The organism is Halomonas ramblicola (assembly GCF_030409215.1).
GTDB classification, from domain to species: domain Bacteria; phylum Pseudomonadota; class Gammaproteobacteria; order Pseudomonadales; family Halomonadaceae; genus Halomonas; species Halomonas ramblicola.
On record NZ_JAUFPL010000032.1, the window covers coordinates 98872 to 121626 of the forward strand.

The window sequence follows — 22755 nt, forward strand, 5'->3', positions numbered from 1 at the left end:
GCCGAGGCGCGCGAGTTATTGGGCGAGGCCGGTAAAGAGATCGGCCTGGTGGCCAAGCTCGAGCGCGCCGAGGCGGTGGCCGATGACGCCACCCTCGACGGCATCATCCGGGCCTCGGAGGCGGTGATGGTGGCCCGCGGCGACCTGGGCGTGGAGATCGGCGACGCGAAGCTGATCGGCACCCAGAAGCGCATCATCAAGCGCGCCCGGTCGCTCAACCGCGCGGTGATCACGGCGACGCAGATGATGGAGTCGATGATCGAGTCGCCCCTGCCCACCCGCGCCGAGGTGTTCGACGTGGCCAACGCGGTGCTCGACGGCACCGACGCGGTGATGCTCTCCGCCGAGACCGCCGCCGGTGACTTCCCGGTGGAGACCATCGAGGCCATGGACCGGGTGTGCCTGGGCGCCGAGCGCGAGCGGGTGGCCCAGGAGTCCGGCCACCGCATCCACGAGGGCTTCACCCAGGCCGACGAGACCATCGCCCTGTCGGCGATGTACGCCGCCAACCACCTGTCGGGCGTGGCGGCCATCGCCTGCATGACCGCCTCCGGCTACACGCCGCTGATCGCCTCGCGGATCCGCTCGGGGCTGCCCATCGTCGGCCTGGCCCACAGCGCCATCGCCCAGCGGCGCATGGCGCTCTACCGCGGGGTGGTCTCGCTGCCCTTCGATACCAGCGAGATGGCGGCCGAGGAGCTCAACGACCGGGCCCTGGCGCTGCTGGTGGCGAAGGGCATCGCCGAGCCGGGCGATCACGTGATGCTGACCCGGGGCGACGAGATGAACGCCCACGGCGGCACCAATACCCTGAAGATCCTGAAGGTGTGACACCATGAGCGATCCACGTCCACGGCGCACCGTGAAGCGCACCCTGCCGGCGCGCAAGCGCATCGCCCTGATCGCCCACGACGGCAAGAAGGAGGAGCTGCTGGAGTGGGTGGGGCGCTGGCAGGAGACGCTGGCCGAGCACGAGCTCGTCGGCACCGGCACCACCGCGAGCCGGGTGTCGAAGGCGTTGGGCCTGCCGGTCCAGGGACTGATGAGCGGCCCCCTGGGCGGCGACCAGCAGATCGGCGCCCTGCTCACCGAGCAGAAGCTCGACCTGCTGATCTTCTTCTGGGATCCCTTCGCCCCCCAGCCCCACGACCCGGACGTCAAGGCGCTGCTGCGCCTGGCGGCGCTGTGGAACGTGCCGGTGGCCTGCAACGCCGCCAGCGCCGACTTCCTGATCAGTTCCCCCTGGCTCGACCGGCCCTACGAGATGACCATCCCCGATGCCGGCGCCTGGATCTCGGGCCGGACCACCGACTGACGAATAACGAGAGACGCGAGGCTTACGATGTTCCAGCTGACCCGCAGCGTGACCTGGCAGGCCCTCAAGAGCCTGCATGAGCAGACCGCCGACGACCGCATCCGCGACTACTTCGCCAAGGACCCCAAGCGCTTCGAGAAGATGAGCCTGCGGGTGGGCGGCCTGTTCCTCGACTACTCCAAGCATCAGGTCTCCGAGGAGGTGCTCGACAAGCTGATCGAGCTGGCCGAGCACTCGGCCCTGGTGCAGCGCCGCGCCCAGATGTTCTCCGGCGACATCATCAACGTCACCGAGAACCGTCCCGTGCTGCATACCGCCCTGCGCAACATCGGCGAGGGCCCCTTGATGGTCGACGGCCAGGACGTGATGCCGGAGATCCAGCGCACCCGCGAGCAGATCAAGCGCTTTTCCGAGGAGGTGCGCAGCGGCGAGTGGAAGGGCTACAGCGGCAGCCGGATCCGCGACGTGGTCAATATCGGTATCGGCGGCTCGGACCTGGGACCCAACATGGCCTGCCGGGCGCTGCTCAAGTACCGCCATCCGGACCTCAGCTTCCACTTCGTCTCCAACGTCGACGGCACCCATATCCAGAAGGTGCTGTCGCGCCTCGACCCGGCCACTACCCTGTTCATCGTCTCCACCAAGACCTTTTCCACCCAGGAGACGCTGCTCAACGCCAAGACCGCGCGCCGCTGGTTCCTGGAGAACGCCGGCGAGGACGCCGACGTGGGCGCTCACTTCATCGCCGCCTCCACCAACCGCAAGGCGGCCATGGAGTTCGGCATCCGCGAGGAGAACGTCTTCGAGTTCTGGGCCTGGGTCGGCGGGCGCTACTCCATGTGGTCCTCCATCGGCCTGCCCATCGCGCTCTCCATCGGCTACGACGGCTTCATCGCCATGCTGGAAGGCGCCTACGAGATGGACCAGCATTTCCTCAATGCGCCCTTCCGCGAGAACATGCCGGTGCTGATGGCGCTGATCGGCATCTGGTACATCAACTTCCATGGCGCCGAGACCCAGGCCATCGTCCCCTACGACCAGGCGCTCCACCAGCTGCCGGCCTTCCTGCAGCAGCTCGACATGGAATCCAACGGCAAGTCGGTGGATATCTTCGGCCACCCGGTGGACTACAAGACCGGCCCCATCGTCTGGGGGCAGACCGGCTCCAACGGCCAGCACGCCTTCTTCCAGTTGCTGCACCAGGGCACCCGCTACGTGCCCATCGACTTCATCGCCTCGCTGAAGCCGGAGCCGGGTTTCGAGGACCATCACTTCGCCCTGCTCACCAACATGCTGGCCCAGGCCAACGCCTTCATGGAGGGCAGCCAGCAGGGCAGCCGCCTCGACCCCTACAGCTGCCCGGGCAACCGCCCCTCCAGCACCCTGCTGCTCGACGAACTGACGCCCAAGAACCTCGGCGCCCTGATCGCGCTCTACGAGCACAAGGTGTTCGTCCAGGGGGTGATCTGGAACATCAACTCCTTCGACCAGTGGGGGGTGCAGCTGGGCAAGCAGATCGCCGGCGAGATCAGCGAGCGCATCGACACCAACGCTGGCGACTTCGACGCCTCCACCCAGGGGCTGCTGGCGCTGGTGCGCGAGCACTTCCCCGCCGCGACCAGCCAGCCGGCCCCCAAGGCCGGCAAGAAGGCCAAGGGCTGAGGCCCCTCACCCCCGGGCGGCGGCCAGTCGTCGCCCGGCGAGGTGTCCCACCCAGGCGGCGCCCAGCCACGCCGCGAGACTGACCGCCACATACCCCAGGGCCGCCGCATGGCGGCCCTGGTGCATCATGCCCAGGGTCTCCAGGCCAAACAGCGAGAAGGTGGTGAAGCCGCCGCAGAAGCCGGCGACCAGGAAGGGTTGCCAGCGCGCCACCCGACCATGGGTCCGCCGCGCGGCATAGGCGGCGAAGGCGGCGATCAGCCAGGCGCCCAGGACATTGACGACCAGGGTCGCCCAGGGGAACGGCAGCCAGAGCCCGACCTGGTAGCGCAGGGCGCTGCCGAGGCCACAGCCCAATCCCACCGCGAGATAGGCGCGCCAGGCGTTCATGCCCCGCCTCCCGCCAGCCAGAGCCCCAGGGCCACCGCCCCCAGGCCGGCCAGCAGGGTCGCGGCGACATAGGCCGAGGCGAGCGGCACATGGCCCTGGCGCCACAGCGTCAGGGCCTGCAGGCTGAACGACGACACGGTCGTGTAGCCGCCCAGCAGGCCGACCGCCAGCAGCGACCAGGCCGGCGATGCCGGGTCATCTCCCGGCAGGCCCAGGGTACCGGCCAGCCAGCCCATGGCCAGGGCGCCGCTGAGGTTGACCGCCAGGGTCCCCCAGGGGAAGTGGGTGCCCAGGCGCCGCCCCACGGCATTGCCCACCGCCAGGCGCCCCACGCCGCCCAGGACACCGCCGAGCATCACCGCCAGCAGCTCCAGCGCTCCCGCCTGCATCGCCATCTCCATCCCACAAAAACGCCACCCGAGCGGGTGGCGGAAGAGTATCGCATGCTTGCCGGGCCGGCGGGCAGGAAGGCCGCCGACGAAGGAAATATGACACAAACGACACATAATGTACAATCCTTGTACATCAAGCAGCGTGACCGCCACGGGTCGTGGTCGCACCACGAAGCCCGTATCATGAGAACGCTGATATAACCATCGCCCCACGCCACGAGACGGAGGTCACAGCGTGAATCCCTTGCGAGCCCTACCCCTGATGCTCGGCTGGTTGCTGGTCGCCCTGCTGGCCCTCGCGGGTCCGGTCCAGGCCCAGCAGGACGGCGGCCAGGAGCCGCCGGCCTACTCGACCCTGGCCGACCTGCTGGAAAACGAGGAGACCCGCCAGCAGCTGATCGACCAGCTGCGCGGCATGGCCGGCGACGTCGCCGAGCCGGCCCCCGAGGAGGAGGCCGCCTCGCCATCGCTGCCCCGCCAGCTGGCCGAGGTGACCAGCCGGGTCGCCGGCGACATCGGCAGCCAGTTCGATGCCATCGCCGGCGCCCTGGGCGGCATGTTCAGCGGTGACCTGGACAGCACCTTCGACATGGCGGCCTTCACCGGCGCCGCCATCAACCTGGGCCTGGTGATCCTGGCCACCATCGCGCTCTTCCTGGGCTTCCGGCGCCTCGTCCGGCCGCTGTTCACCGGCATCAGCCAGTGGTCGCTCAACGGCAGCGGCCTGACGCCCATCCTGCGCCTGGTCGTCTGCGTGGCCCTGGCCGCCGCGGTCGACGTGCTGGTGGTAGCGTTCGCCTACCTGGGCGGCAACCTGATCGCCACCTTCGCCATCGGCGAGACCGGCGAACTCTCCACCCAGGCCTCCTTGTTCCTCAACGCCTTCCTGGTGATCGAGCTGCTCAAGGCGGGGGTGCGCATGCTGTTCGCCTCCCGCTACGAGGGGCTGCGCCTGCTGCCGATCGACTCCCGCGAGGCCGGCTACTGGAACCGCTGGATCGCCCGGCTGATCGGCCTGGTGGGCTACGGCCTGATGGTGGTGGTGCCGCTGGTCAACGCCTATGTATCGTCGGCGGTGGGCCAGGGGCTGGGCACCCTGATCATGATCGGCGCCTTCCTCTATGCCGTGACGGTGGTGCTCAGGAATCGCGTGCGCCTGCGCGACGCCATCAACGCCAAGGCCGAGCGGGCGACCATGGCCGCCAGCCGCGTCAGCCTGCAGCTGTTCGCGCGCATCTGGCACCTCTTCGCCCTGGCCTACTTCGTCATGGTGCTGGTGGTGACCCTGACCCGGCCGGTGGACGCCCTGCCCTTCGTGCTCTTCGCCACCCTCAAGACCATCGCCGCCGTGGTGGTGGGCCTGCTGGTCTCCAACTTCCTGACCCAGACCATCGGCCGGCGCATCACCCTGCACGAGGACCTGCGCCGCAAGCTGCCGCTGCTCGAGCCGCGCCTCAACCGCTACGTGCCCAACGCCCTGCGGGTGATCCGCACGGTCATTGTGGTCCTGGTGGCCATGGTGGTGCTCAACGCCTGGGGCGCCTTCGACCTGGCGGCCTGGTACGCCTCGGAGGCGGGCCGCGGCCTGGTCGGCAAGCTGATCAGCGTGGCGGTGATCCTGGTGATCGCCATCGCCGTCTGGCTCGCCCTGGCCAGCCTGATCGAGCACAAGCTCAACCCCGAGACCGGTGGCGGCGTCCCCTCGGCCCGCGCCCAGACCCTGCTGGCCCTGTTCCGCAACGCCCTGGCCATCGCCCTGATCACCATGACGGCGATGATCGTGCTGGCCGAGATCGGCATCAACATCGGCCCGCTGATCGCCGGCGCCGGGGTACTGGGCCTGGCCATCGGCTTCGGCGCCCAGAAGCTGGTGCAGGACATCATCACCGGCATCTTCATCCAGGTGGAGAACGCCATGAACACCGGCGACGTGGTCACGGTGGGCGGCATCACCGGCACCGCCGAGAAGCTCAGCATCCGCTCGGTGGGCATCCGCGACCTCTCCGGCACCTATCACCTGATCCCCTTCTCCAGCGTGGATACCGTCTCCAACTACATGCGCGAGTTCGGCAACCACGTGGGCGAATACGGCATCGCCTACCGCGAGAGCATCGACGAGGCCATCGAGCAGCTGCAGCTGGCCTTCGAGGACCTCCAGGCCAGCGAGGAGCACGGCCACAAGCTGCTCGAGCCGCTCAACGTGGCCGGCGTGGTGGCCCTGGCCGACAGCTCGGTCAATATCCGGGTGGTCATCAAGACCACCCCCGGGGACCAGTGGGCCGTGGGCCGCGCCTACAACCGCCTGGTCAAGCTGCGCTTCGACGCGGCCGGCATCGAGATTCCCTTCCCGCACACCACCCTCTACTTCGGCGAGGACAAGCAGGGAGGCTCACCGGCCGCCAACGTCAGGGTCCTGCAGGAGCGGACGCGTCAATCGGCGCCGGGCACCACCGCGCCGCGGTCGGACACGCGGGAAGGGGTCCAGGAGATCACCAACCCCGAGCACGAGAAGCCCAGCGGCGACGACGTGGAGGAGCACTGAGCCCACGCCCGACCCGCCAACGCCAGCGGGGCCGCCCTTCCGGGCGGCCCCGCCGTTTTCATGGGTGACGGATCGCCGGCGGCGGTTCAGGAGGCCTTGGCCGCCTTGCCCTCGCCGAGCACGTCCTTGTCCTCGCTGGGCTGGGGCAGCGAGGGCAGCGACTTGTCGAGCAGCTCGACGCTCTGGCGGTAGTAGAGCTGGCTCTTCTGGTGCTCGCCCAGGTTGGCGTAGAGCCGCGCCAGCTCGGCACAGACCACGCCGCTGGGGCGCTGGCGCTGGCTCGCCTCGAAGTACTCCTGGGCCTTGCCCCAGTAGGCATTGCGCAGCGACAGCCGGCCCAGGGCGAGCAGCAGATCGGGGTCGTTGGGCCGCTCCTGCAGCCACTTCTCGGCGGTGACCAGCTGGCGTGAGGCGTCCACGTCGAGCAGGCCGTAGCGCTGCACCAGGCGGCTGTCCCAGTGCTCCTTGAGGGAGTGGCGCAGCAGCCGCTCGGCGATGGGCTCCTGGCCGCCGCGCACCAGCGCCTCGGCGTAGAGCACGATCAGCTCCACGTCGCCACGCAGGTGGTCGGGCATGTCGGCCCACAGGCTGCGCACCGCCTCGATGTCGCCGCCGTCGCGGGCCTCGCGCACGATCAGCTCGCGGTAGGCGCGACGCTCGAGCTGCTCGCGCTCCTCCCGGGAGACCAGTTGCTGGGCCGCCAGGCGCGGCATCAGCCGGCGCAGGCCGTCCCAGTCGCTGACGCTGAGGTAGGCCTGCTTGAGCTGCTTGAGCACCTGAGGGTGGTTGGGCAGCTGGCGGTCGAGGCGGGTGAGGATGGCCAGGGCCTCCTCGTACTGCTGGCGGTCCAGCATCAGTTGGGCCTGCATCATGCCCACCGCGGTGTCGGCCCCCTCGGTACTCAGGTGGGCCCGCTTGAGCAGGGTGTCGGCCTGGTCGAAGCGCCCCTGGTAGTGGGCGGCCAGCGCCGCGGAGAGGTAGTTGACCAGCGGCGTGCTGGAGTCGTCGGCGGCCTTGACCAGCGACTTCTCGGCCTTCTTCCAGCGCCCCTCGGCCAGGGCCACCAGGCCACGCACGGTGCGCCGCATGGCGTTGCGGTTGCGGGTGCGGCTGTTCCACACCTTGAAGCGGCTGACCGGCCGCGACAGGCGCAGCAGCACGCGCAGGACGAAGTGCAGCACCAGGAAGGCGGCCAGCAGGAGCACCAGGCCGAACCAGAAGGAGGTCTGGAAGGAGGTGCTGCCGACGCGCACCAGCCAGTAGCCGGGCACCGACATCATCAACTGGCCGAACAGCGCGCCGATGGCCAGGCCCAGGACGATGATCAGGATCAGCTTTCTCATGCCTCGTCTCCCTGGCGCGACTCGAAGCGGCGCTCGATGAAGGTGGCCAGGGCCTGCTGGGAACCGCTGATGTCGGGCAGCTCGGGCCGCACCGCCTCGCCCTTGAGCTCGCGCAGGCGCTGGAGCACGGACTGCACGCCGCTGGCGTCGGTGTCGTAGTAGCCCTCGATCAGGGTCAGCGCCTTGTCGAGGCTGGCCTCGAAGAGCTCCGCCTCTTCCTTGAGCAGCGCCAGTTGGGCCTGCTCGATCACCAGCCGCACGCTCTGGCGCAGGTAGGATTCCTGCTCGGGGGAGATCAGCGCCTCCAGGGCCTCGTCGTGGTGGCGTACGGTGACCAGGTCCTTGAGCTCCTGGCCGAAGCGCGACAGCTGCTGCTGCCAGGCGCCGCTGGGCGCCTCCTCGAGACGGGCATCGGCGACGATCTCCTCGACGTCCTGGGCCAGCGGCTGGCCGGCGATCTGTTCCTGCTGGGCGTTGAGGGCCAGCCACAGGCCGGTGCGATCGACCCGGGGCACCGCATCCAGTGCCGCCAGTTCGCTGGAGATCTCGCGGCGCACCGGTACCAGCGCCGGGTTGTCGGCCTCGCGCAGGCGGGCATCGGCGGTGCGCAGCAGGGCGGCGGCACCCTCGACGTCGCGCTCCAGTTGCAGGCGCTGGTTGGCCAGGCGCAGCAGGTAGGCGGCCTCGGCGTGCAGCCAGTCGCGCTCGTCGGTCTCCTGCTCGCTGGCCAGCTCGGCCAGCACCTGGTCCAGGGTGTCGTCGACCTCGCCGCGATAGTCGGCGAACTCGCCCTGGAGGGTCTCGATGGCCTCTTCCAGGGCGGCCTCACGCTCGCTCTCGGCGGCCTCGAAGCGCTCCTGGAGGTCGGCCAGGTCGGTGGCGGTGGCGGCCTCGCTGGTGCGCGACTCGAGCTCGCCGATACGCGCCTGCTGGGCATCGAGCTTCTGCCAGGCCTGCCAGCCGAACAGAGCCGCGGCGATGGCCAGCAGGATCACCAGCACCAGGGCCACCACGCCGGTCTTGCCCCCCTTGCCATCGCCGCCACCGGACGGACGGGGCGCACTGGACGCGCCGCCGCTGCCGCCCGACACGGGCCGCGAGGCCGGGGTCCTGTCCTGCTTGCCGTCCTTGCCGGGTGCCGCAGACGACGATGCCGAGCCCTTCGCCGGCTCGGCCTTCTTCTCTTCCTGTTTGCCCCCCTTGTCGGCCTGGCTGCCGGAGGGCTTGTCGACCGCCTGCTTGCCGCTCCGATCGGGCTGGCCGCCAGCGGGCTTGTCGGTTGCCTGCTTGCCGCTCTGGTCGGGCTGGCCGCCGGCGGGCTTGTCGGTTGCCTGCTTGCCGCTCTGGTCAGCCTGGCCGCCGGTGGGCTTGTCGGTTGCCTGCTTGCCACTCCGGTCGGGCTGGTCGCCGGTGGGCTTGTCGGTCGTCTGCTTGCCACTCCGGTCGGCCTTGCCGCTGGCGGCCGACTCGTCTCCCGCGCCCTTGGCGGCCTCGGGCCTGGCCTCGCCAGAGGCCTTGGAGGCGGCGGCCTGACCCCGTGCGCCCTTCTCCTGGCTGGCCTTGTCGTAGCGACGCGAGCGTCGCCGCCCCGGCGGACTGCCCTTGCCGCCCTCGCCCGAGGTCGCCGACTCCGCGCCGGATGACGCCTTCTGTTCGTCCTGCTCGTGTGGTTGCTTGCTCATCGTGTGCTAGCCCTTTTCGAGATCGTCTTGATCGACATCGGCTTCCTGCGGGTCACAGGCATCGGCCACCGCCGCCACCAGCGCCGTGGGCGTGGCACCGCGCGCCACGCGAGGGGTACGGAACCCCAGCTTGCCGGCCAGTGTAGCCAACCGAGCACTGGAAACGATTAGCGGTTGGTTCAAGGCGGCGTCGGAACACCATCTTGCCAGATATTCGAGGATTTCTCCGCTGCTGACCACCAGTGCCCGGTATTCGCCATGCGCCAGGCGGCGGCGCATCTCGGCGTCGGGCGCCTGCAGGACGCGCCGGTAGACGGCCAGGCGGGTGACGCGGGCGCCGCGCGCGGCCAGGGTATCGGCGAGCAGCGGCCGCCCGCCCTCGCCGGCCACGATCAGTGCCTTCTCGCCGTCGAGCCGCCGCAGGGAACCCAGTGCCAGCAACGCCTCGCTGGTGTCCTCGCCGGTATCGAGCGGCGGCACATGAACCCGCACACCCAGTCGCTCGTGCAGCACGGCGGCGGTGGCCCGCCCCACGGCATAGTAGTCGCTGCCCAGCGGCAGCTGCGGCCAGTAGCGGTCCAGGGCCTCGGCCAGGCACTCGGCGGCGAAGGGGCTGACCACCACCACACGGCGGAAGTGGTCGAAGTCGAGCCAGGCGGCGCGCCGCTCCGGCGTCTCGGGGAGCACCTCGAGACGCATCGCCTCGAGACGCGCCACCGGCCAGCCGCGCGCCGCCATGGCGGCCGCCAGCGCCTCCCCGCGCGCCCCGGGCCGGGTGACCAGGACCGGACGGTGCATCAGGTGGCGCCGTAGACCTCGGCGAGGATCTCGCCGGCGCCCATCTCGAGCAGCTCCTCGGCCACGCGGATGCCCAGGGCCTCGGGCTCGTGGAGGGAGCCGCGCCCCTCGGCGCGCAGCACCCGGGAACCGTCCGGGGTCCCCACCAGGGCGCGCAGCCACAGGGTCTGGTCGTCGTCCTCGAAGATCGCGTGGCCGCCGATGGGCACCTGGCAGCCGCCCTCCAGGCGGGTGTTCATGGCCCGTTCGGCGCGCACCCGGGTGGCGGTGGCCGGATCGTCCAGCGGCGCCAGCAGGTTGATCAGTTCGGGATCGTGGAGGCGACACTCGATGCCCAGCGCGCCCTGCCCGCAGGCCGGCAGGCACACCTCGGGCGGCAGTTCCATGGTGATGCGATCCGCGAGCCCCAGGCGCTTGAGGCCGGAGGTGGCCAGGATGATGGCGTCGAACTCGCCGCCGTCGAGCTTGCCCAGGCGAGTCTGGACGTTGCCGCGCAGGGTGAGGATCTCCAGGTCGGGGCGGGCCTCGCGCATCTGCAGGCCGCGGCGCAGGCTGGAGGTGCCGATGCGCGCCCCCTCGGGCAGCTCGTCGAGCGAGGCGTAGTGGTTGGAGACGAAGGCGTCGGTGGGGTCGGCCCCCTCCAGGATCACCGACAGGCCCAGGCCCTCGGGGAAGTGCATGGGCACATCCTTCATGGAGTGCACGGCGATGTCGGCGCGGCCGTCGAGCATCGCCTCCTCCAGCTCCTTGACGAAGAGCGCCTTGCCGCCCACCTTGGCCAGCGGCGTGTCGAGGATCTTGTCGCCCCGGGTGGACAGCGCCACCAGCTCCACCTCCAGGCCGGGGTGGGTGGCCAGCAGGCGGTCGCGGACGTACTCGGCCTGCCACATGGCCAGTTGACTCTTGCGAGTGGCGATACGCAGCTTGGTGATGGGTTGCACGAGGTTCTCCCTGTACCGGTTCCCTCGCCGGCGACGCAGACGACGCTAGCGCCCGGCAATGATGGCATTCTCTGTTGACTCTTGTCGGTCATCATAAAGCACGCGGCAGGGCAGGAAAAATCCACGCCTCGCGCCGCCCGGCGAGCGCCGTGCCCCTCGCCTGCCCCGCCGACTCTGGTACACTGCCGGCATGTCATCAGCGCGCCGCCGAACCGGCGCCGGGGCCCTCCCGTCCCCGAGTCAAACGCAACCCGTCATGCAGGATGTCCAGCCGATGAGCCCTAGTTCTTCAACCCCTGGCACCAACCAGTCCTGGGGCGGCCGCTTCAGCGAGCCTACCGACGCCTTCGTCGCCCGCTTCACCGCCTCGGAGGCGTTCGACCGCCGCCTCGCCTTCCACGACATCCAGGGCTCCATCGCCCACGCCACCATGCTGGCCCGGGTCGGGGTGCTCAGCGGGGCCGAGCGCGACGCCATCATCGCCGGCCTCGAGGAGGTCCGCGGCGAGATCGAGCGCGGCGAGTTCCCCTGGTCGGTGGAGCTCGAGGACGTGCATATGAACGTCGAGGCACGGCTCACCGAGAAGATCGGCATCACCGGCAAGAAGCTGCACACCGGCCGCTCGCGCAACGACCAGGTGGCCACCGACATCCGCCTCTTCCTGCGTGACGAGATCGACACCGTGGCAGCCGAGCTGGCCCGGCTGCGCGAGGGGCTGATCGAGCTGGCCGACCGCGAGGCGGACACCATCATGCCCGGCTTCACCCACCTGCAGACCGCCCAGCCGGTGACCTTCGGCCACCACCTGCTGGCCTGGCAGGAGATGCTGGCCCGCGACCACGAGCGGCTGCTCGACTGCCGCCGCCGGGTCAACGTCATGCCGCTGGGTGCCGCCGCCCTGGCCGGTACCACCTACCCCATCGACCGCCACGTCACCGCCGAGCTGCTGGGCTTCGAGCGTCCCGCGGAGAACAGCCTGGACGCGGTCAGCGATCGCGACTTCGCCATCGAGTTCACGGCCTTCGCCAGCGTGCTGCTGATGCACCTGTCGCGGATGAGCGAGGAGCTGGTGCTGTGGACCAGCGCCCAGTTCGACTTCATCGACCTGCCCGACCGCTTCTGTACCGGCTCCTCCATCATGCCGCAGAAGAAGAACCCCGACGTGCCCGAGCTGGTGCGCGGCAAGTCCGGCCGGGTCTACGGCCACCTGATGGGCCTGCTGACCCTGATGAAGTCCCAGCCGCTGGCCTACAACAAGGACAACCAGGAGGACAAGGAGCCGCTGTTCGACGCCGTGGACACCGTCCAGGACTGCCTCAAGGCGTTCGCCGACATGGTGCCGGCCATCGAACCCAAGAAGGCCAACATGGCCGAGGCCGCCCGCCGCGGCTTCTCCACCGCCACCGACCTGGCCGACTACCTGGTGTGCCGCGGGGTGGCCTTCCGCGACGCCCACGAGATCGTCGGCCAGGCCGTGGCCTTCGGGTTGCGCGAGGGCAGGGACCTCTCCGAGATGAGTCTCGAGGAGCTCCAGCGGTTCTCCGACACCATCGAGGCGGACGTCTTCGAGGTGCTGACCCTGGAGGGCTCGGTGGCGGCCCGCAACCATATCGGCGGCACCGCCCCGGACCAGGTGCGCGCCGCCGCCCAGCGCGCCCGCGAGGCCCTGGCCAGCCTGGCGGGAGGCGCCTGATGGGCCGGCTCAGCGCCGCCGTCGCCGCGGCCCTGCTGCTGGCCGCCCTGCTGGTCGGCTGCGGCCAGAAGGGGCCGCTCTACCTGCCCGGCGACGAGCAGGCCGCCGAGCAGTACGGCGCCGAGCCGGACGACGACGCCTCCCCAGACGACGAGAACTAGGCATGGACCACTTCGAATATCGCGACGGCGTGCTCTACGGCGAGGAGGTCCCCCTGACCCGCATCGCCGAGCAGTTCGGCACGCCCTGCTACGTCTACTCACGGGCCACCCTGGCCCGCCACTTCCGCGCCTACACCGAGGCGCTGGGCGACCACCCGCACCTGATCTGCTATGCGGTGAAGGCCAACTCCAACCTCGCCGTGCTGGGCCTGCTGGCCCGCCTGGGGGCCGGCTTCGACATCGTCTCGCTGGGCGAACTGGAGCGGGTGCTGGCCGCCGGCGGCGACCCGACCCGGGTGGTCTTCTCCGGGGTGGCCAAGCAGGAGGCCGAGATGGCCCGCGCCCTGGAGGTGGGCATCAAGTGCTTCAACGTCGAGTCGCGCGCCGAGCTCGAGCGCCTCGACGCCGTGGCCGGCCGGCTCGGCAAGGTGGCGCCGGTATCGCTGCGGGTCAACCCGGACGTGGACGCCGGCACCCATCCCTACATCTCCACCGGCCTCAAGGACAACAAGTTCGGCATCCCGGTGGACGAGGCCCTGGAGGTCTACGAGCTGGCGGCGCGCCTGCCCCACCTGCGCATCGCCGGCCTGGACTGCCATATCGGCTCCCAGCTCACCGAACTGGCGCCCTTCCTCGATGCCCTGGATCGCTTGCTGGTGCTGCTGGAGCGCCTGCACGGCCGCGGCATCGAGGTCGACCATCTGGACCTGGGTGGCGGCCTCGGCGTGCCCTATCGCGACGAGCGCCCGCCGGCGCCCTTCGACTACGCCGCCGCCCTACTCGAGCGCCTGGCCCGCTGGGAGGGCAGCGAGCGGCTGACCCTGCTGTTCGAGCCGGGTCGCTCCATCGCCGCCAACGCCGGCGTGCTGCTGACCCGGGTGGAGTTCCTCAAGCCCAGCGAGACCCGGAACTTCGCCATCGTCGATGCGGCCATGAACGACCTGATCCGCCCCTCGCTCTACCAGGCGTGGCAGGCGATCCTGCCGGTCGACACCCGCGCCGCTCGCGACGCCGCCACCTACGACGTGGTGGGCCCGGTGTGCGAGACCGGCGACTTCCTGGGCAAGGAGCGCGAACTGGCCATCGCCGCCGGCGACCTGCTGGCGGTGCGCTCCGCCGGCGCCTACGGCTTCGTGATGGCGTCGAACTACAACAGCCGCCCGCGCCCGGCGGAGGTGATGGTGGACGGCGACGCCGCCCATCTGGTGCGCCGCCGCGAGCACCTGGAGGACCTCTGGGCCGGCGAGGCCCTGCTGCCGGAGGACGCCCGCTGATGCTGCTGCACTTCACCAAGATGCATGGCCTCGGCAACGACTTCATGGTGGTCGACCTGGTCACCCAGCGCGCCCGCCTGCACGACGACCAGGTCCGCCGCCTGGCCGACCGCCGCTTCGGCGTCGGCTTCGACCAGCTGCTGGTGGTGGAGCCGCCCCGCGACCCGGACATGGACTTCCGCTACCGCATCTACAACGCCGACGGCAGCGAGGTGGAGAACTGCGGCAACGGCGCGCGCTGCTTCGCGCGCTTCGTGCGCGACCAGCGCCTCACCCACAAGCGCGAGATCCACGTGGAGACCGCCGGCGGCCCCCTGGTGCTGCGGGTGGAGGACGATGGCCGCATCCGCGTCGACATGGGCGCGCCGCGCTTCTCCCCGGCCGACCTGCCCTTCGACGCCGAGGAGGACCGCCTGCTGCATCCGCTGGAGGTGGCCGGCGAGCGCCTCGAGATCGCCGTGGTTTCCCTGGGCAACCCCCATGCGGTGCTGCGCGTCGACGACGTCGCCACCTTCCCCGTCGAGCGCCTGGGCCCGGTCATCGAGACCCATCCGCGCTTCCCGCGGCGGGTCAACGCCGGCTTCATGCAGGTCGTTTCCGCCCACGAGATCCGCCTGCGGGTATACGAGCGCGGCAGCGGCGAGACCCTGGCCTGCGGCACCGGCGCCTGTGCCGCCGTGGCCTGCGGCATCCGCCAGGGCGTGCTGGAGAGCCCCGTCACCGTGCACCTGTCGGGCGGCAACCTGACCATCGAGTGGCCCGGGGAGGGCGCCCTGACCATGATCGGCCCCGCCGAACGCGTCTTCGACGGCCGCCTGGTCCTCAACTGATCCGCCCAGACCGACCGAGGAGTTGTGCATGTCACGAGCCGTCCCCGAACCGCGCAAGACCCTCGACCCGGACCGGGTCGCCGAATGGCTGGCTACCCACCCGGACTTCTTCGTCGGTCGCGAGGGGCTGCTGCAGCAGCTCAGGGTGCCCCACCCCGAGGCGCGCGGCGCCACCTCGCTGCTCGAGCGCCTGGTCCACGACCTGCGCGCCCGCGCCGAGCAGGCCGAATGGCGGCTCGAGCAGCTGCTGGAGTCGGCGCGCCACAACGAGGCCCAGTACCGGCGAACCCGCGAGTTGGTGCTGGCCCTGCTCGAGGCCGAGGACCGCGACGCCCTGGGCCAGGCCCTGGCCACCCAGTTCAGCGAACGCTTCGAGACCCCGGCAGTGGCGCTGTGGTGCCCGGCCGCCCTCACCGACGCCGAGCCCCGGCCGCCCCAGGCACCACGCCAGGTGCTCGACGAGCACGCCGGCTCGCGCCTGGCGGCACTGCTCGACGGCCGCGCCAGCCGCTGCACCCGGCTGACCCCCACCGACTGGAAGCGCCTGCTGCCCCATGTGCCGGCGCCGCGCAAGTCGGGCTCCTGCGCCCTTTCCCGGCTGACCCTGGGCGAGCCGCTGGGCTACCTGGTACTGGCCAGCCCCGATCCGGATCACTTCCGTGCCAGCATGGACACCCTGTTCACCGAGTACGTCGGCGACGTGGTCGCCCGGCTGCTGATGCGCCTCGGCCCGGATCATGGCTAGCCACTCCCCCGCGGCAGGCCCGCTGACCGCGGAGGTCGAGGCCTTCCTGGCGGCGCTTTCGCGCACCGCCAGCCCCGCCACCCTGGACGCCTATCGCCGCGACCTGACCGCCCTGCTGGCCTTCCTCGCCGAGCGCGACATCGACGACTGGCGCGCCCTGGACGCCGGCCTGCTGCGCCGCTTCCTGGGCGGCGAGCGCGCCCGGGGCCTGGCGCCGCGCAGCCTGGCCCGGCGCCGCTCGGCGTGCTCACGGCTGGCCGACCACCTGGTGGCCCGCGGCCACCTCGACCACAACCCGGTGGCCCTGACCCGCGCGCCGCGCCAGCCCCGCCACCTGCCGAGCCCGGTGGACGTCGACCGCCTGGCGCACTTCCTCGACACCCCCCACGACGGCTCGCCCCTGGCGGTGCGCGACCAGGCGATGCTCGAGCTCTTCTACTCCAGCGGCCTGCGCCTGGCGGAGCTGGCCGGGCTGGACCTGGTCGACCTGCGGCCGCAGCGGGTACGCGTGCGCGGCAAGGGCGACAAGCCGCGCCAGGTGCCGGTGGGCAGACGCGCCCACCAGGCCCTGGAGGCCTGGCTCGGCATGCGCAGCGCCCTGGCCGCGCCGGACGAGACGGCGCTGTTCGTCGGCGCCCGCGGCACGCGCCTCGGCCATCGCGCCATCCAGCAACGCCTCGCCCAGGTCGCCCGGCGCCGCGGGCTCGACGAGCACCTCCATCCCCACCGGCTGCGCCACTCCTTCGCCAGCCACCTGTTGGAGTCGAGCCAGGACCTGCGTGCCGTCCAGGAGCTGCTGGGCCACGCCAACCTGGCCACCACCCAGGTCTACACCCGGCTGGACTGGCAACACCTGGCGGCCAGCTACGACGCCGCCCACCCCCGGGCGCGGCGACGCCGCGACGAGGAGACGCCATGAGGCTGGAGGCGATCACCTTCGACCTGGACGACACCCTGTGGGACAACGGCGGGGTGATGGCGCGCACCGAGCGCGGCCACTACGCCTGGCTCGACGCGGCCCTGGCCGAGTGGCTCGCCGCCCTCGGCGAGCCACGGGACACGCGCTTCGCCGAGCGCTTCGCGCTGGAGGCCTTCGTCGCCCGCCGCCAGGCCCTGGCCCGGGCGCACCCGCTGCGCCGCGGCGACTTCACCTGGCTGCGCCGGCGGGCGCTGGTCGAGCTGCTGGGCGAATACGGCCTGGCGAGGGAGCACGCCGAGCACTGGGCGGGGCGGGCCATGGAGCGCTTTATGGCGCTCAGGCACGAGATAACACCGCATGAGGGGATCGATGACCTGCTGAGCGAACTCGGGAGGCGCTATCGACTGGCGAGCATCACCAACGGCAACGTGGAGGTGGCCCGCCTGCCGCTGGGGCGCCACTTCCCGGTGGCCATCGCCGCCGGCGAGATGCTCGCCCCCAAGCCCGACCCGCGCCCCTTCCTGGCCGCCCTGTCACGGCTGGGCACCCGGCCGGCACGGGCACTGCACGTGGGCGATTCCTGGGCGGAGGACGCCCTGCCCGCCCGGCGCCTGGGCATGCAGGCGGCGTGGATCGGCGAGGCGGACCGTCCGCTGCCACCGGGCATTCACCGCCTGGCCCATGTGCGCGAGCTGCCGGCGCTGATCGCCTGGCTGGAGAAGCAGCGTTGACAGCGAGGAGGAGTGCTGGAGATCCCGTTGGGGTCAGCACCGGCCTTCGGTACTAACCAAGCAGCCAGCCATCGAGCCGCTCGTGCACCTCGTCGATGCCCTGGCCCTTGAGCGCCGAGAACAGCTGAATGCTCACCAGGTCCTCCCAGTCGCGCAGCCGCGAGCGTACCTGCTGCAGGGCGTTCTTCGCCGCACCGGGCTTGAGCTTGTCGGCCTTGGTGAGCAGGATGTGCACCGGCATGTCCTTGTCGTCGGCCCAGCCCAGCATCGTCTGGTCGAACTCGGTGAGCGGGTGGCGCACGTCCATCACCAGCACCAGGCCGCGCAGCGAGGCACGTCGCTGCAGGTAGTCGGAGAGATGGCGCTGCCACTCCAGCTTGACCGCCTCCGGCACCTTGGCGAAGCCGTAGCCGGGCAGGTCCACCAGGCGCCGTCCGACGTCCTCGCCGAGGACGAAGAAGTTGATCAGTTGGGTGCGCCCGGGGGTCTTGGAGGTGCGTGCCAGCGCCTTCTGGCGGGTCAGGGCGTTGATGGCGCTGGACTTGCCGGCGTTGGAGCGGCCGGCGAAGGCCACCTCGACGCCCTCGTCGGCGGGGCACTTGGCCAGGGTCGGGGCACTGGTGAGGTAGCGGGCGGTCTGGTAGTTGAGTCGCGCCATGGCGGGCTGATCCTGAGATTGAGCGGGGGCAGGATTATCGCATATGGCCGTATCGCTTCGAGGCTGTTCCGGCGCCCCTCGCTGTCGGCAACTGCGATAGCCCTACGGGCACCACGGCTTGCATTCCCGCCGCGGGGGTGATTCGGTATAATACAATATCTTTATTCTGCGACCCGGGGCACGCTAGTGTAGCACCGCGTCCGTGAACCCGTCAGTGCCTGAGGGAGGGCCTGGCATCGCGATCCGGACGGCACCCAGGGTACGTACCGGTCAACAACGTAACGGCATAGTGGATCAGCGATGAGAAAGTTACTGGCAAGCCTGGCAATCACCATGGGCGCCGTCGGCGCCGCCCACGCGGCCCCGGAGGCCGATGCGGACGCCGCGGCCGGCCGCGAGAAGGCCCAGCCCTGTGCGGCCTGCCACGGCCAGGAGGGCATCAGCCCGTCCGGCGCCTTCCCCAACCTCGCCGGCCAGCAGGCCTCCTACCTGGCCAAGCAGATCATGGACATCCGCGACGGCAATCGCGAGGTGCCGCAGATGGCCGGCCAGGTGGACGACTTCTCCGACCAGGATGCCTGGGACGTGGCCGCCTACTTCGCCGGGCTGGACCCCGCCCTGGGCCAGGCCGAGGACGACGCGGAGCTGCTGGCCCGCGGCGAGGAGCTCTACCGTGCCGGCGACATGGCCAAGGGCATTCCGGCCTGCTCCGCCTGCCACGGCCCGACCGGCGAGGGCATCGGCACCGCCGTCTACCCGGCACTCTCCGGCCAGCACCCCGACTACACCCTGTCCACCCTGCAGGCCTTCGCCGCCGGCGAGCGTGCCAACGACCCGGCCAACATCATGCGCGGCATCGCCAGCAAGATGAGCGACGACGACATGCAGGCGGTGGCCAACTACGTGCTCGGCCTGCACTGAGCGCACCGCACACGACGCCCCAGGGCGGCCCGAGGGCCGCCCTTGTCATAGGCTGAGTATCCCCCGCCGGGAACCCGTGCCGCTCGGCGGGCTCAAAGGCAGCGATGCCCGGCCGCGCCGGGACGCGATTCATCCCAAGGAGAGAGATGCCCATGTTGAAGTCCCTGATGCTTGCCCTGGCCGGCCTGACCCTGTCGGGCCTGGCTTCCGCCCAGAGCCTGGTCGAGGGCGAGCACTACGAGGTGCTCCCCGAGGCCGTCGAGACCCAGGTGGACGAGGGCCAGATCGAGGTCACCGAGGCCTTCTGGTACGGCTGCCCCCACTGCTACAACCTGGAAGAGCCGCTCAACGCCTGGGTCGCCGAACTGCCCGATGACGTCAGTTTCCAGCGCATGCCGGCCACCATGGGCGGCGACTGGAACCAGCACGCCATGGCCTTCTACGCCGCCCAGGAGCTGGGCATCCTGGACGCCATCCACGACGACTTCTTCCACGCCATCCATGAGGACGGCCGCAGCCTGACCGAGACCGATGCCATCGCCGCCTTCTTCAGCGACTACGGCGTCAGCGAGGAGGAGGCGCAGCAGGCGCTGGGCTCCTTCGCCGTGAAGAGCCGGGTGAACCAGGCCAATGCCCGCATGCGCAGCATGCGCCTGATGGGCGTGCCGGCGCTGATCGTGGACGGCCGCTACCTGGTGACGCCGAGCGGCGCCGGCAGCCTGGCCAACATGCCGCAGATCGCCGACGCCCTGGTGGAGAAGGTGCGTGCGGAGCGCGAAGGCTGAGATGTCGCATCTGGCCAACGCCAGGACCCCGCCCCTCGAGGGCGGGACCCTCAAGCTGCTCACCTTCAACCTCCAGGTGGGCATCCAGACCTCGGCCTATCACCACTACCTGACCCGCAGTTGGCAGCACCTGCTGCCCCACCCCAGGCGGCTGCGTCGCCTCGACATGGTCAGTGAGGTGCTGGGACGCTTCGACGTCGTCGGCCTGCAGGAGGTGGACGGCGGCAGTTTCCGTTCCAGCCATGTCAATCAGGTGGAATACCTGGCCACCCGGGGCGGCTTCCCCCACCACTTCCAGCAGCTCAACCGCAACCTGGGACGCATCGCCCAGCACAGCAACGGCCTGCTGTCGCGCCTGACGCCCAGCCGCATCGAGGAGCACCGCCTGCCGGGCACCCTGCCCGGGCGCGGCGCCATCCATGCCCGCTTCGGCGAGGGCCACGACGCCCTGCACCTGTTCGTCGCCCACCTGGCGCTGGGCCACCGCACCCGGGTGCGTCAGCTCGACTACCTCTCCGAGCTCATCCAGCCGCTGCGCCACGTGGTGGTGATGGGCGACCTCAACTGCACCCCGGAGCAACTGCACGGCCACGACCGCTTCTGCGCCTCGCTGCCGCTGCATCCCGTCCGGCCACCGCTGAGCTACCCCTCCTGGCAGCCGCGCCGCGCCCTGGACCATATCCTGCTGTCGCGCTCCCTGGAGGCCGACGAGGTGCGGGTGCTCGATCACCTCTTCTCGGACCACCTGCCCATCGCCGTGGAGGTCCGGCTGCCGCCGGCCTGCCTGTCCACGATGCTCGCCGACGCCTGACGAACGCCCACCGCTACCGTATAGTCTGCGTTGGCCTGCCCGCCTGGCGCCGCCGTGGCGTCGTGCGACCATGGCCCCCTTGCGAACGACCCACGAGACGAGACCCCCATGGCCCATTCACGCGAACTGCCGGGCGCCATCGCCTGGCTCGACCGCGCCTCGGAACGGCTCGGCAGGAGCCTGTCCTGGCTGATCCTGGCGATGATGCTCATCCAGTTCCTGATCGTGGTGCTGCGCTACGCCTTCAGCGTCAACAGCATCCCCATGCAGGAATCGGTGATGTACATGCACGCCGTGGTCTTCATGCTGGCCGCGGCCTGGACCCTCAAGCACGACGGCCACGTGCGGGTGGACATCTTCTACCGCGCCATGTCGCCCCGCCGCCAGGCGCTGGTCGACCTGCTCGGCACCCTCTTCCTGCTGCTGCCGGTGATGGTCTTCGTGATCCTCACCAGCCTCGGCTACGTGGGCAAGTCCTGGCGCATCCTCGAGGGCTCGCCGGACTCGGGCGGCATTCCCGGGGTCTTCCTGCTCAAGACGCTGATCCCGCTGTTCGCCGGGCTGATGATCCTCCAGGGCCTGGTGGAGGCGACGCGCCACTTCCTGGTGCTCACCGGCCGCATCGACCCGCCCGCCCATGACCACGACCACGCCGAGGAGCGCCTGTGATGCTGGAATTCATGCCACTGGTGCTGTTCGTCGTCATCTGCCTGGTACTGATGGCCGGTTACCCGGTCGCCCTGTCGCTGGCCGGCACCGCCCTGGCCTTTGCCGGCCTCGGCCTGGGTCTGGAGAGCCTGGGCATCGACGCCCACTTCGACGGCGGCTTCCTCTCCGCCTTCCCCAACCGCCTCTACGGCATCATGACCAACCAGACGCTGCTGGCGGTGCCACTGTTCGTGCTGATGGGGGTGCTGCTGGAGAAGTCGAAGGTCGCCGAGACGCTGCTCGACGCCATGGCCCTGCTGTTCGGCTCGCTGCGCGGCGGCCTGGGCATCTCGGTGACCCTGGTGGGCATGCTGCTGGCGGCCTCCACCGGCATCGTCGGCGCCACCGTGGTCACCATGGGCCTGATGTCGCTGCCCACCATGCTCAAGCGCGGCTACAGCATGCCGCTGGCCACCGGCACCATCTGCGCCACCGGCACCCTGGGCCAGATCATCCCGCCGTCCATCGCCCTGGTGCTGCTCGGCGACGTGCTCTCCTCCGCCTATCAGCAGGCCCAGCTCTCCATGGGCATCTTCAGCCCCAAGACGGTCTCGGTGGGTGACCTCTTCATGGGCGCCCTGGTCCCGGGCCTGATCCTGGTGGTGCTCTACATCATCTACGTGGCCGTGGTCGCCTGGCTGCGCCCCGCGTCCGCCCCGGCCGCCGACCGTCAGGAACTGATGGAGGAGCTGGGGCACCGCCAGGGCCTGGGGCTGCTGCTGCTCAAGGGCCTGGTGCCGCCGGTGCTGCTGATCATCGCCGTGCTGGGCTCCATCCTCGGCGGCTTCGCCACTCCCACCGAGGCCTCGGCGGTGGGCGCCTTCGGCGCCCTGGTGCTGGCCCTGGCCTATCGCCGCCTGGACTTCGCCACCCTCCAGGAGGTGCTGCGCTCCACGGTGCACGTCACCACCATGGTGTTCCTGATCCTGATCGGGGCGGCGCTGTTCTCGCTGGTGTTCCGCGCCTACGGCGGCGAGGAGCTGGTCACCCAGCTGTTCGACAACATGCCCGGCGGGGTGGTCGGGGCGACGCTCATCGTGATGCTGGTGATCTTCCTGCTCGGCTTCATCCTCGACTTCATCGAGATCACCTTCGTGGTGGTGCCCATCGTCGGCCCCATCCTGCTGGCCATGGGCCTCGATCCCATCTGGCTGGGCATCATGATCGCCATCAACCTGCAGACCTCCTTCCTGACGCCGCCCTTCGGCTTCGCGCTCTTCTACCTGCGCGGCGTGGCGCCGGACTCGGTGCCCACCTCGGCGATCTACAAGGGGGTGATTCCGTTCATCATGCTGCAGCTCGGCATGCTGCTCGCCCTGGCCTGGTTCCCGCAGCTCGCCACCTGGCTACCCGAGACCTTCTGAGCGGCAGCGTGAACACAGCGTTATGGCCGCGCTTCCGGCAGCGGCTATAGTGCCGGCGTCGTCTCGGCGGCCCCGGCCGCCGCTTCCGTC

At 70.4% G+C, this 22755-nt stretch carries 23 protein-coding genes; 16 read left to right on the top strand and 7 right to left on the bottom strand.

The genetic code is table 11. The features are described from left to right. The 3 genes from QWY80_RS14505 to pgi all read left to right on the top strand — a co-directional run. The coding region (locus tag QWY80_RS14505) for a pyruvate kinase (RefSeq protein ID WP_290232867.1) at window positions 1–831 on the top strand (831 nt) is incomplete at its 5' end. Window positions 832–835: 4 nt separating this feature from the next. Beyond that, a complete protein-coding gene (locus QWY80_RS14510; RefSeq protein WP_290232870.1) occupies window positions 836–1315 on the top strand; it encodes a methylglyoxal synthase in 480 nt (159 codons plus the stop codon). A gap of 27 nt (window positions 1316–1342) precedes the next feature. Continuing rightward, window positions 1343–2977: a glucose-6-phosphate isomerase gene (gene pgi, locus QWY80_RS14515; protein WP_290232872.1), complete on the top strand. Its 1635-nt coding sequence runs from the start codon at window positions 1343–1345 to the stop codon at window positions 2975–2977. 6 nt (window positions 2978–2983) lie between these two features. Here pgi and QWY80_RS14520 read toward each other — a convergent pair whose 3' ends face one another. Further along, window positions 2984–3367 (bottom strand): fluoride efflux transporter FluC, encoded by a 384-nt coding sequence (locus QWY80_RS14520; RefSeq protein ID WP_290232874.1) that lies wholly within the window; start codon window positions 3365–3367, stop codon window positions 2984–2986. Beyond that, entirely contained in the window at window positions 3364–3756 is a 393-nt protein-coding gene (locus tag QWY80_RS14525; protein ID WP_290232876.1) for a fluoride efflux transporter FluC, read from the bottom strand. The genes QWY80_RS14520 and QWY80_RS14525 overlap by 4 nt, the downstream gene beginning before the upstream one ends. A 238-nt stretch (window positions 3757–3994) precedes the next feature. Here QWY80_RS14525 and ybiO point away from each other — a divergent pair, with 238 nt between their 5' ends. Next, the gene (gene ybiO, locus QWY80_RS14530; RefSeq protein ID WP_290232878.1) at window positions 3995–6301 is read left to right on the top strand and encodes a mechanosensitive channel protein; all 2307 of its coding nucleotides are present in this window, start codon (window positions 3995–3997) and stop codon (window positions 6299–6301) included. A gap of 86 nt (window positions 6302–6387) precedes the next feature. On the opposite strand, the gene QWY80_RS14535 is transcribed toward ybiO, so the two are convergent. Genes QWY80_RS14535 through hemC form a run of 4 tightly spaced genes read right to left on the bottom strand, consistent with a single transcriptional unit; the run spans window position 6388 to window position 11065 of the window. Next, the gene (locus QWY80_RS14535) at window positions 6388–7644 is read right to left on the bottom strand and encodes a heme biosynthesis HemY N-terminal domain-containing protein (RefSeq protein ID WP_290232881.1); all 1257 of its coding nucleotides are present in this window, start codon (window positions 7642–7644) and stop codon (window positions 6388–6390) included. Beyond that, window positions 7641–9326 (bottom strand): uroporphyrinogen-III C-methyltransferase, encoded by a 1686-nt coding sequence (locus QWY80_RS14540; RefSeq protein WP_290232884.1) that lies wholly within the window; start codon window positions 9324–9326, stop codon window positions 7641–7643. The genes QWY80_RS14535 and QWY80_RS14540 overlap by 4 nt, the downstream gene beginning before the upstream one ends. 6 nt (window positions 9327–9332) lie before the next feature. After that, on the bottom strand, window positions 9333–10124 hold the full coding sequence (locus tag QWY80_RS14545; protein WP_290232887.1) for a uroporphyrinogen-III synthase: 792 nt from the start codon (window positions 10122–10124) through the stop codon (window positions 9333–9335). Next, window positions 10124–11065, bottom strand: coding sequence for a hydroxymethylbilane synthase (hemC, locus tag QWY80_RS14550; protein WP_290232890.1), 942 nt, complete (start codon window positions 11063–11065; stop codon window positions 10124–10126). Before hemC ends, QWY80_RS14545 begins: the two co-directional genes overlap by 1 nt. Window positions 11066–11339: 274 nt before the next feature. Between hemC and argH the strand changes: the two genes are divergently transcribed. The 7 genes from argH to QWY80_RS14585 are packed head-to-tail and all read left to right on the top strand — an operon-like array spanning window position 11340 to window position 17418. Next, window positions 11340–12758 carry an argininosuccinate lyase gene (gene argH / locus QWY80_RS14555; protein WP_290232893.1) on the top strand — a complete coding sequence of 473 codons (1419 nt, stop codon included), beginning with the start codon at window positions 11340–11342 and terminating at the stop codon, window positions 12756–12758. After that, entirely contained in the window at window positions 12758–12919 is a 162-nt protein-coding gene (gene lptM / locus QWY80_RS14560; RefSeq protein WP_290232897.1) for an LPS translocon maturation chaperone LptM, read from the top strand. The genes argH and lptM overlap by 1 nt, the downstream gene beginning before the upstream one ends. Window positions 12920–12921: 2 nt before the next feature. Then, entirely contained in the window at window positions 12922–14193 is a 1272-nt protein-coding gene (lysA, locus tag QWY80_RS14565) for a diaminopimelate decarboxylase (protein ID WP_290232900.1), read from the top strand. Beyond that, the gene (gene dapF / locus QWY80_RS14570) at window positions 14193–15023 is read left to right on the top strand and encodes a diaminopimelate epimerase (RefSeq protein WP_290232902.1); all 831 of its coding nucleotides are present in this window, start codon (window positions 14193–14195) and stop codon (window positions 15021–15023) included. The genes lysA and dapF overlap by 1 nt, the downstream gene beginning before the upstream one ends. A 28-nt stretch (window positions 15024–15051) precedes the next feature. Continuing rightward, entirely contained in the window at window positions 15052–15768 is a 717-nt protein-coding gene (locus tag QWY80_RS14575) for a DUF484 family protein (protein WP_290232905.1), read from the top strand. After that, the gene (locus QWY80_RS14580) at window positions 15761–16687 is read left to right on the top strand and encodes a tyrosine recombinase XerC (protein WP_290232907.1); all 927 of its coding nucleotides are present in this window, start codon (window positions 15761–15763) and stop codon (window positions 16685–16687) included. Before QWY80_RS14575 ends, QWY80_RS14580 begins: the two co-directional genes overlap by 8 nt. Next, window positions 16684–17418: an HAD family hydrolase gene (locus QWY80_RS14585; protein ID WP_290232909.1), complete on the top strand. Its 735-nt coding sequence runs from the start codon at window positions 16684–16686 to the stop codon at window positions 17416–17418. Before QWY80_RS14580 ends, QWY80_RS14585 begins: the two co-directional genes overlap by 4 nt. Before the next feature lie 52 nt (window positions 17419–17470). Here QWY80_RS14585 and yihA read toward each other — a convergent pair whose 3' ends face one another. Beyond that, window positions 17471–18076 (bottom strand): ribosome biogenesis GTP-binding protein YihA/YsxC, encoded by a 606-nt coding sequence (yihA, locus tag QWY80_RS14590; protein ID WP_290232912.1) that lies wholly within the window; start codon window positions 18074–18076, stop codon window positions 17471–17473. A 300-nt stretch (window positions 18077–18376) separates the two neighbouring features. Here yihA and QWY80_RS14595 point away from each other — a divergent pair, with 300 nt between their 5' ends. From QWY80_RS14595 to QWY80_RS14615, 5 genes are all read left to right on the top strand, one after another. After that, window positions 18377–18997: a c-type cytochrome gene (locus tag QWY80_RS14595; RefSeq protein ID WP_290232914.1), complete on the top strand. Its 621-nt coding sequence runs from the start codon at window positions 18377–18379 to the stop codon at window positions 18995–18997. Window positions 18998–19149: 152 nt separating this feature from the next. Then, the gene (locus QWY80_RS14600) at window positions 19150–19782 is read left to right on the top strand and encodes a thiol:disulfide interchange protein DsbA/DsbL (RefSeq protein ID WP_290232916.1); all 633 of its coding nucleotides are present in this window, start codon (window positions 19150–19152) and stop codon (window positions 19780–19782) included. A 1-nt stretch (window position 19783) separates the two neighbouring features. Further along, window positions 19784–20593 (top strand): endonuclease/exonuclease/phosphatase family protein, encoded by an 810-nt coding sequence (locus tag QWY80_RS14605; protein ID WP_290232919.1) that lies wholly within the window; start codon window positions 19784–19786, stop codon window positions 20591–20593. A 108-nt stretch (window positions 20594–20701) separates the two neighbouring features. Next, window positions 20702–21262: a TRAP transporter small permease subunit gene (locus QWY80_RS14610; protein WP_290232921.1), complete on the top strand. Its 561-nt coding sequence runs from the start codon at window positions 20702–20704 to the stop codon at window positions 21260–21262. Further along, window positions 21262–22665 carry a TRAP transporter large permease gene (locus tag QWY80_RS14615; RefSeq protein ID WP_290232923.1) on the top strand — a complete coding sequence of 468 codons (1404 nt, stop codon included), beginning with the start codon at window positions 21262–21264 and terminating at the stop codon, window positions 22663–22665. Before QWY80_RS14610 ends, QWY80_RS14615 begins: the two co-directional genes overlap by 1 nt. The last annotated feature ends 90 nt before the right edge of the window (window positions 22666–22755 follow it).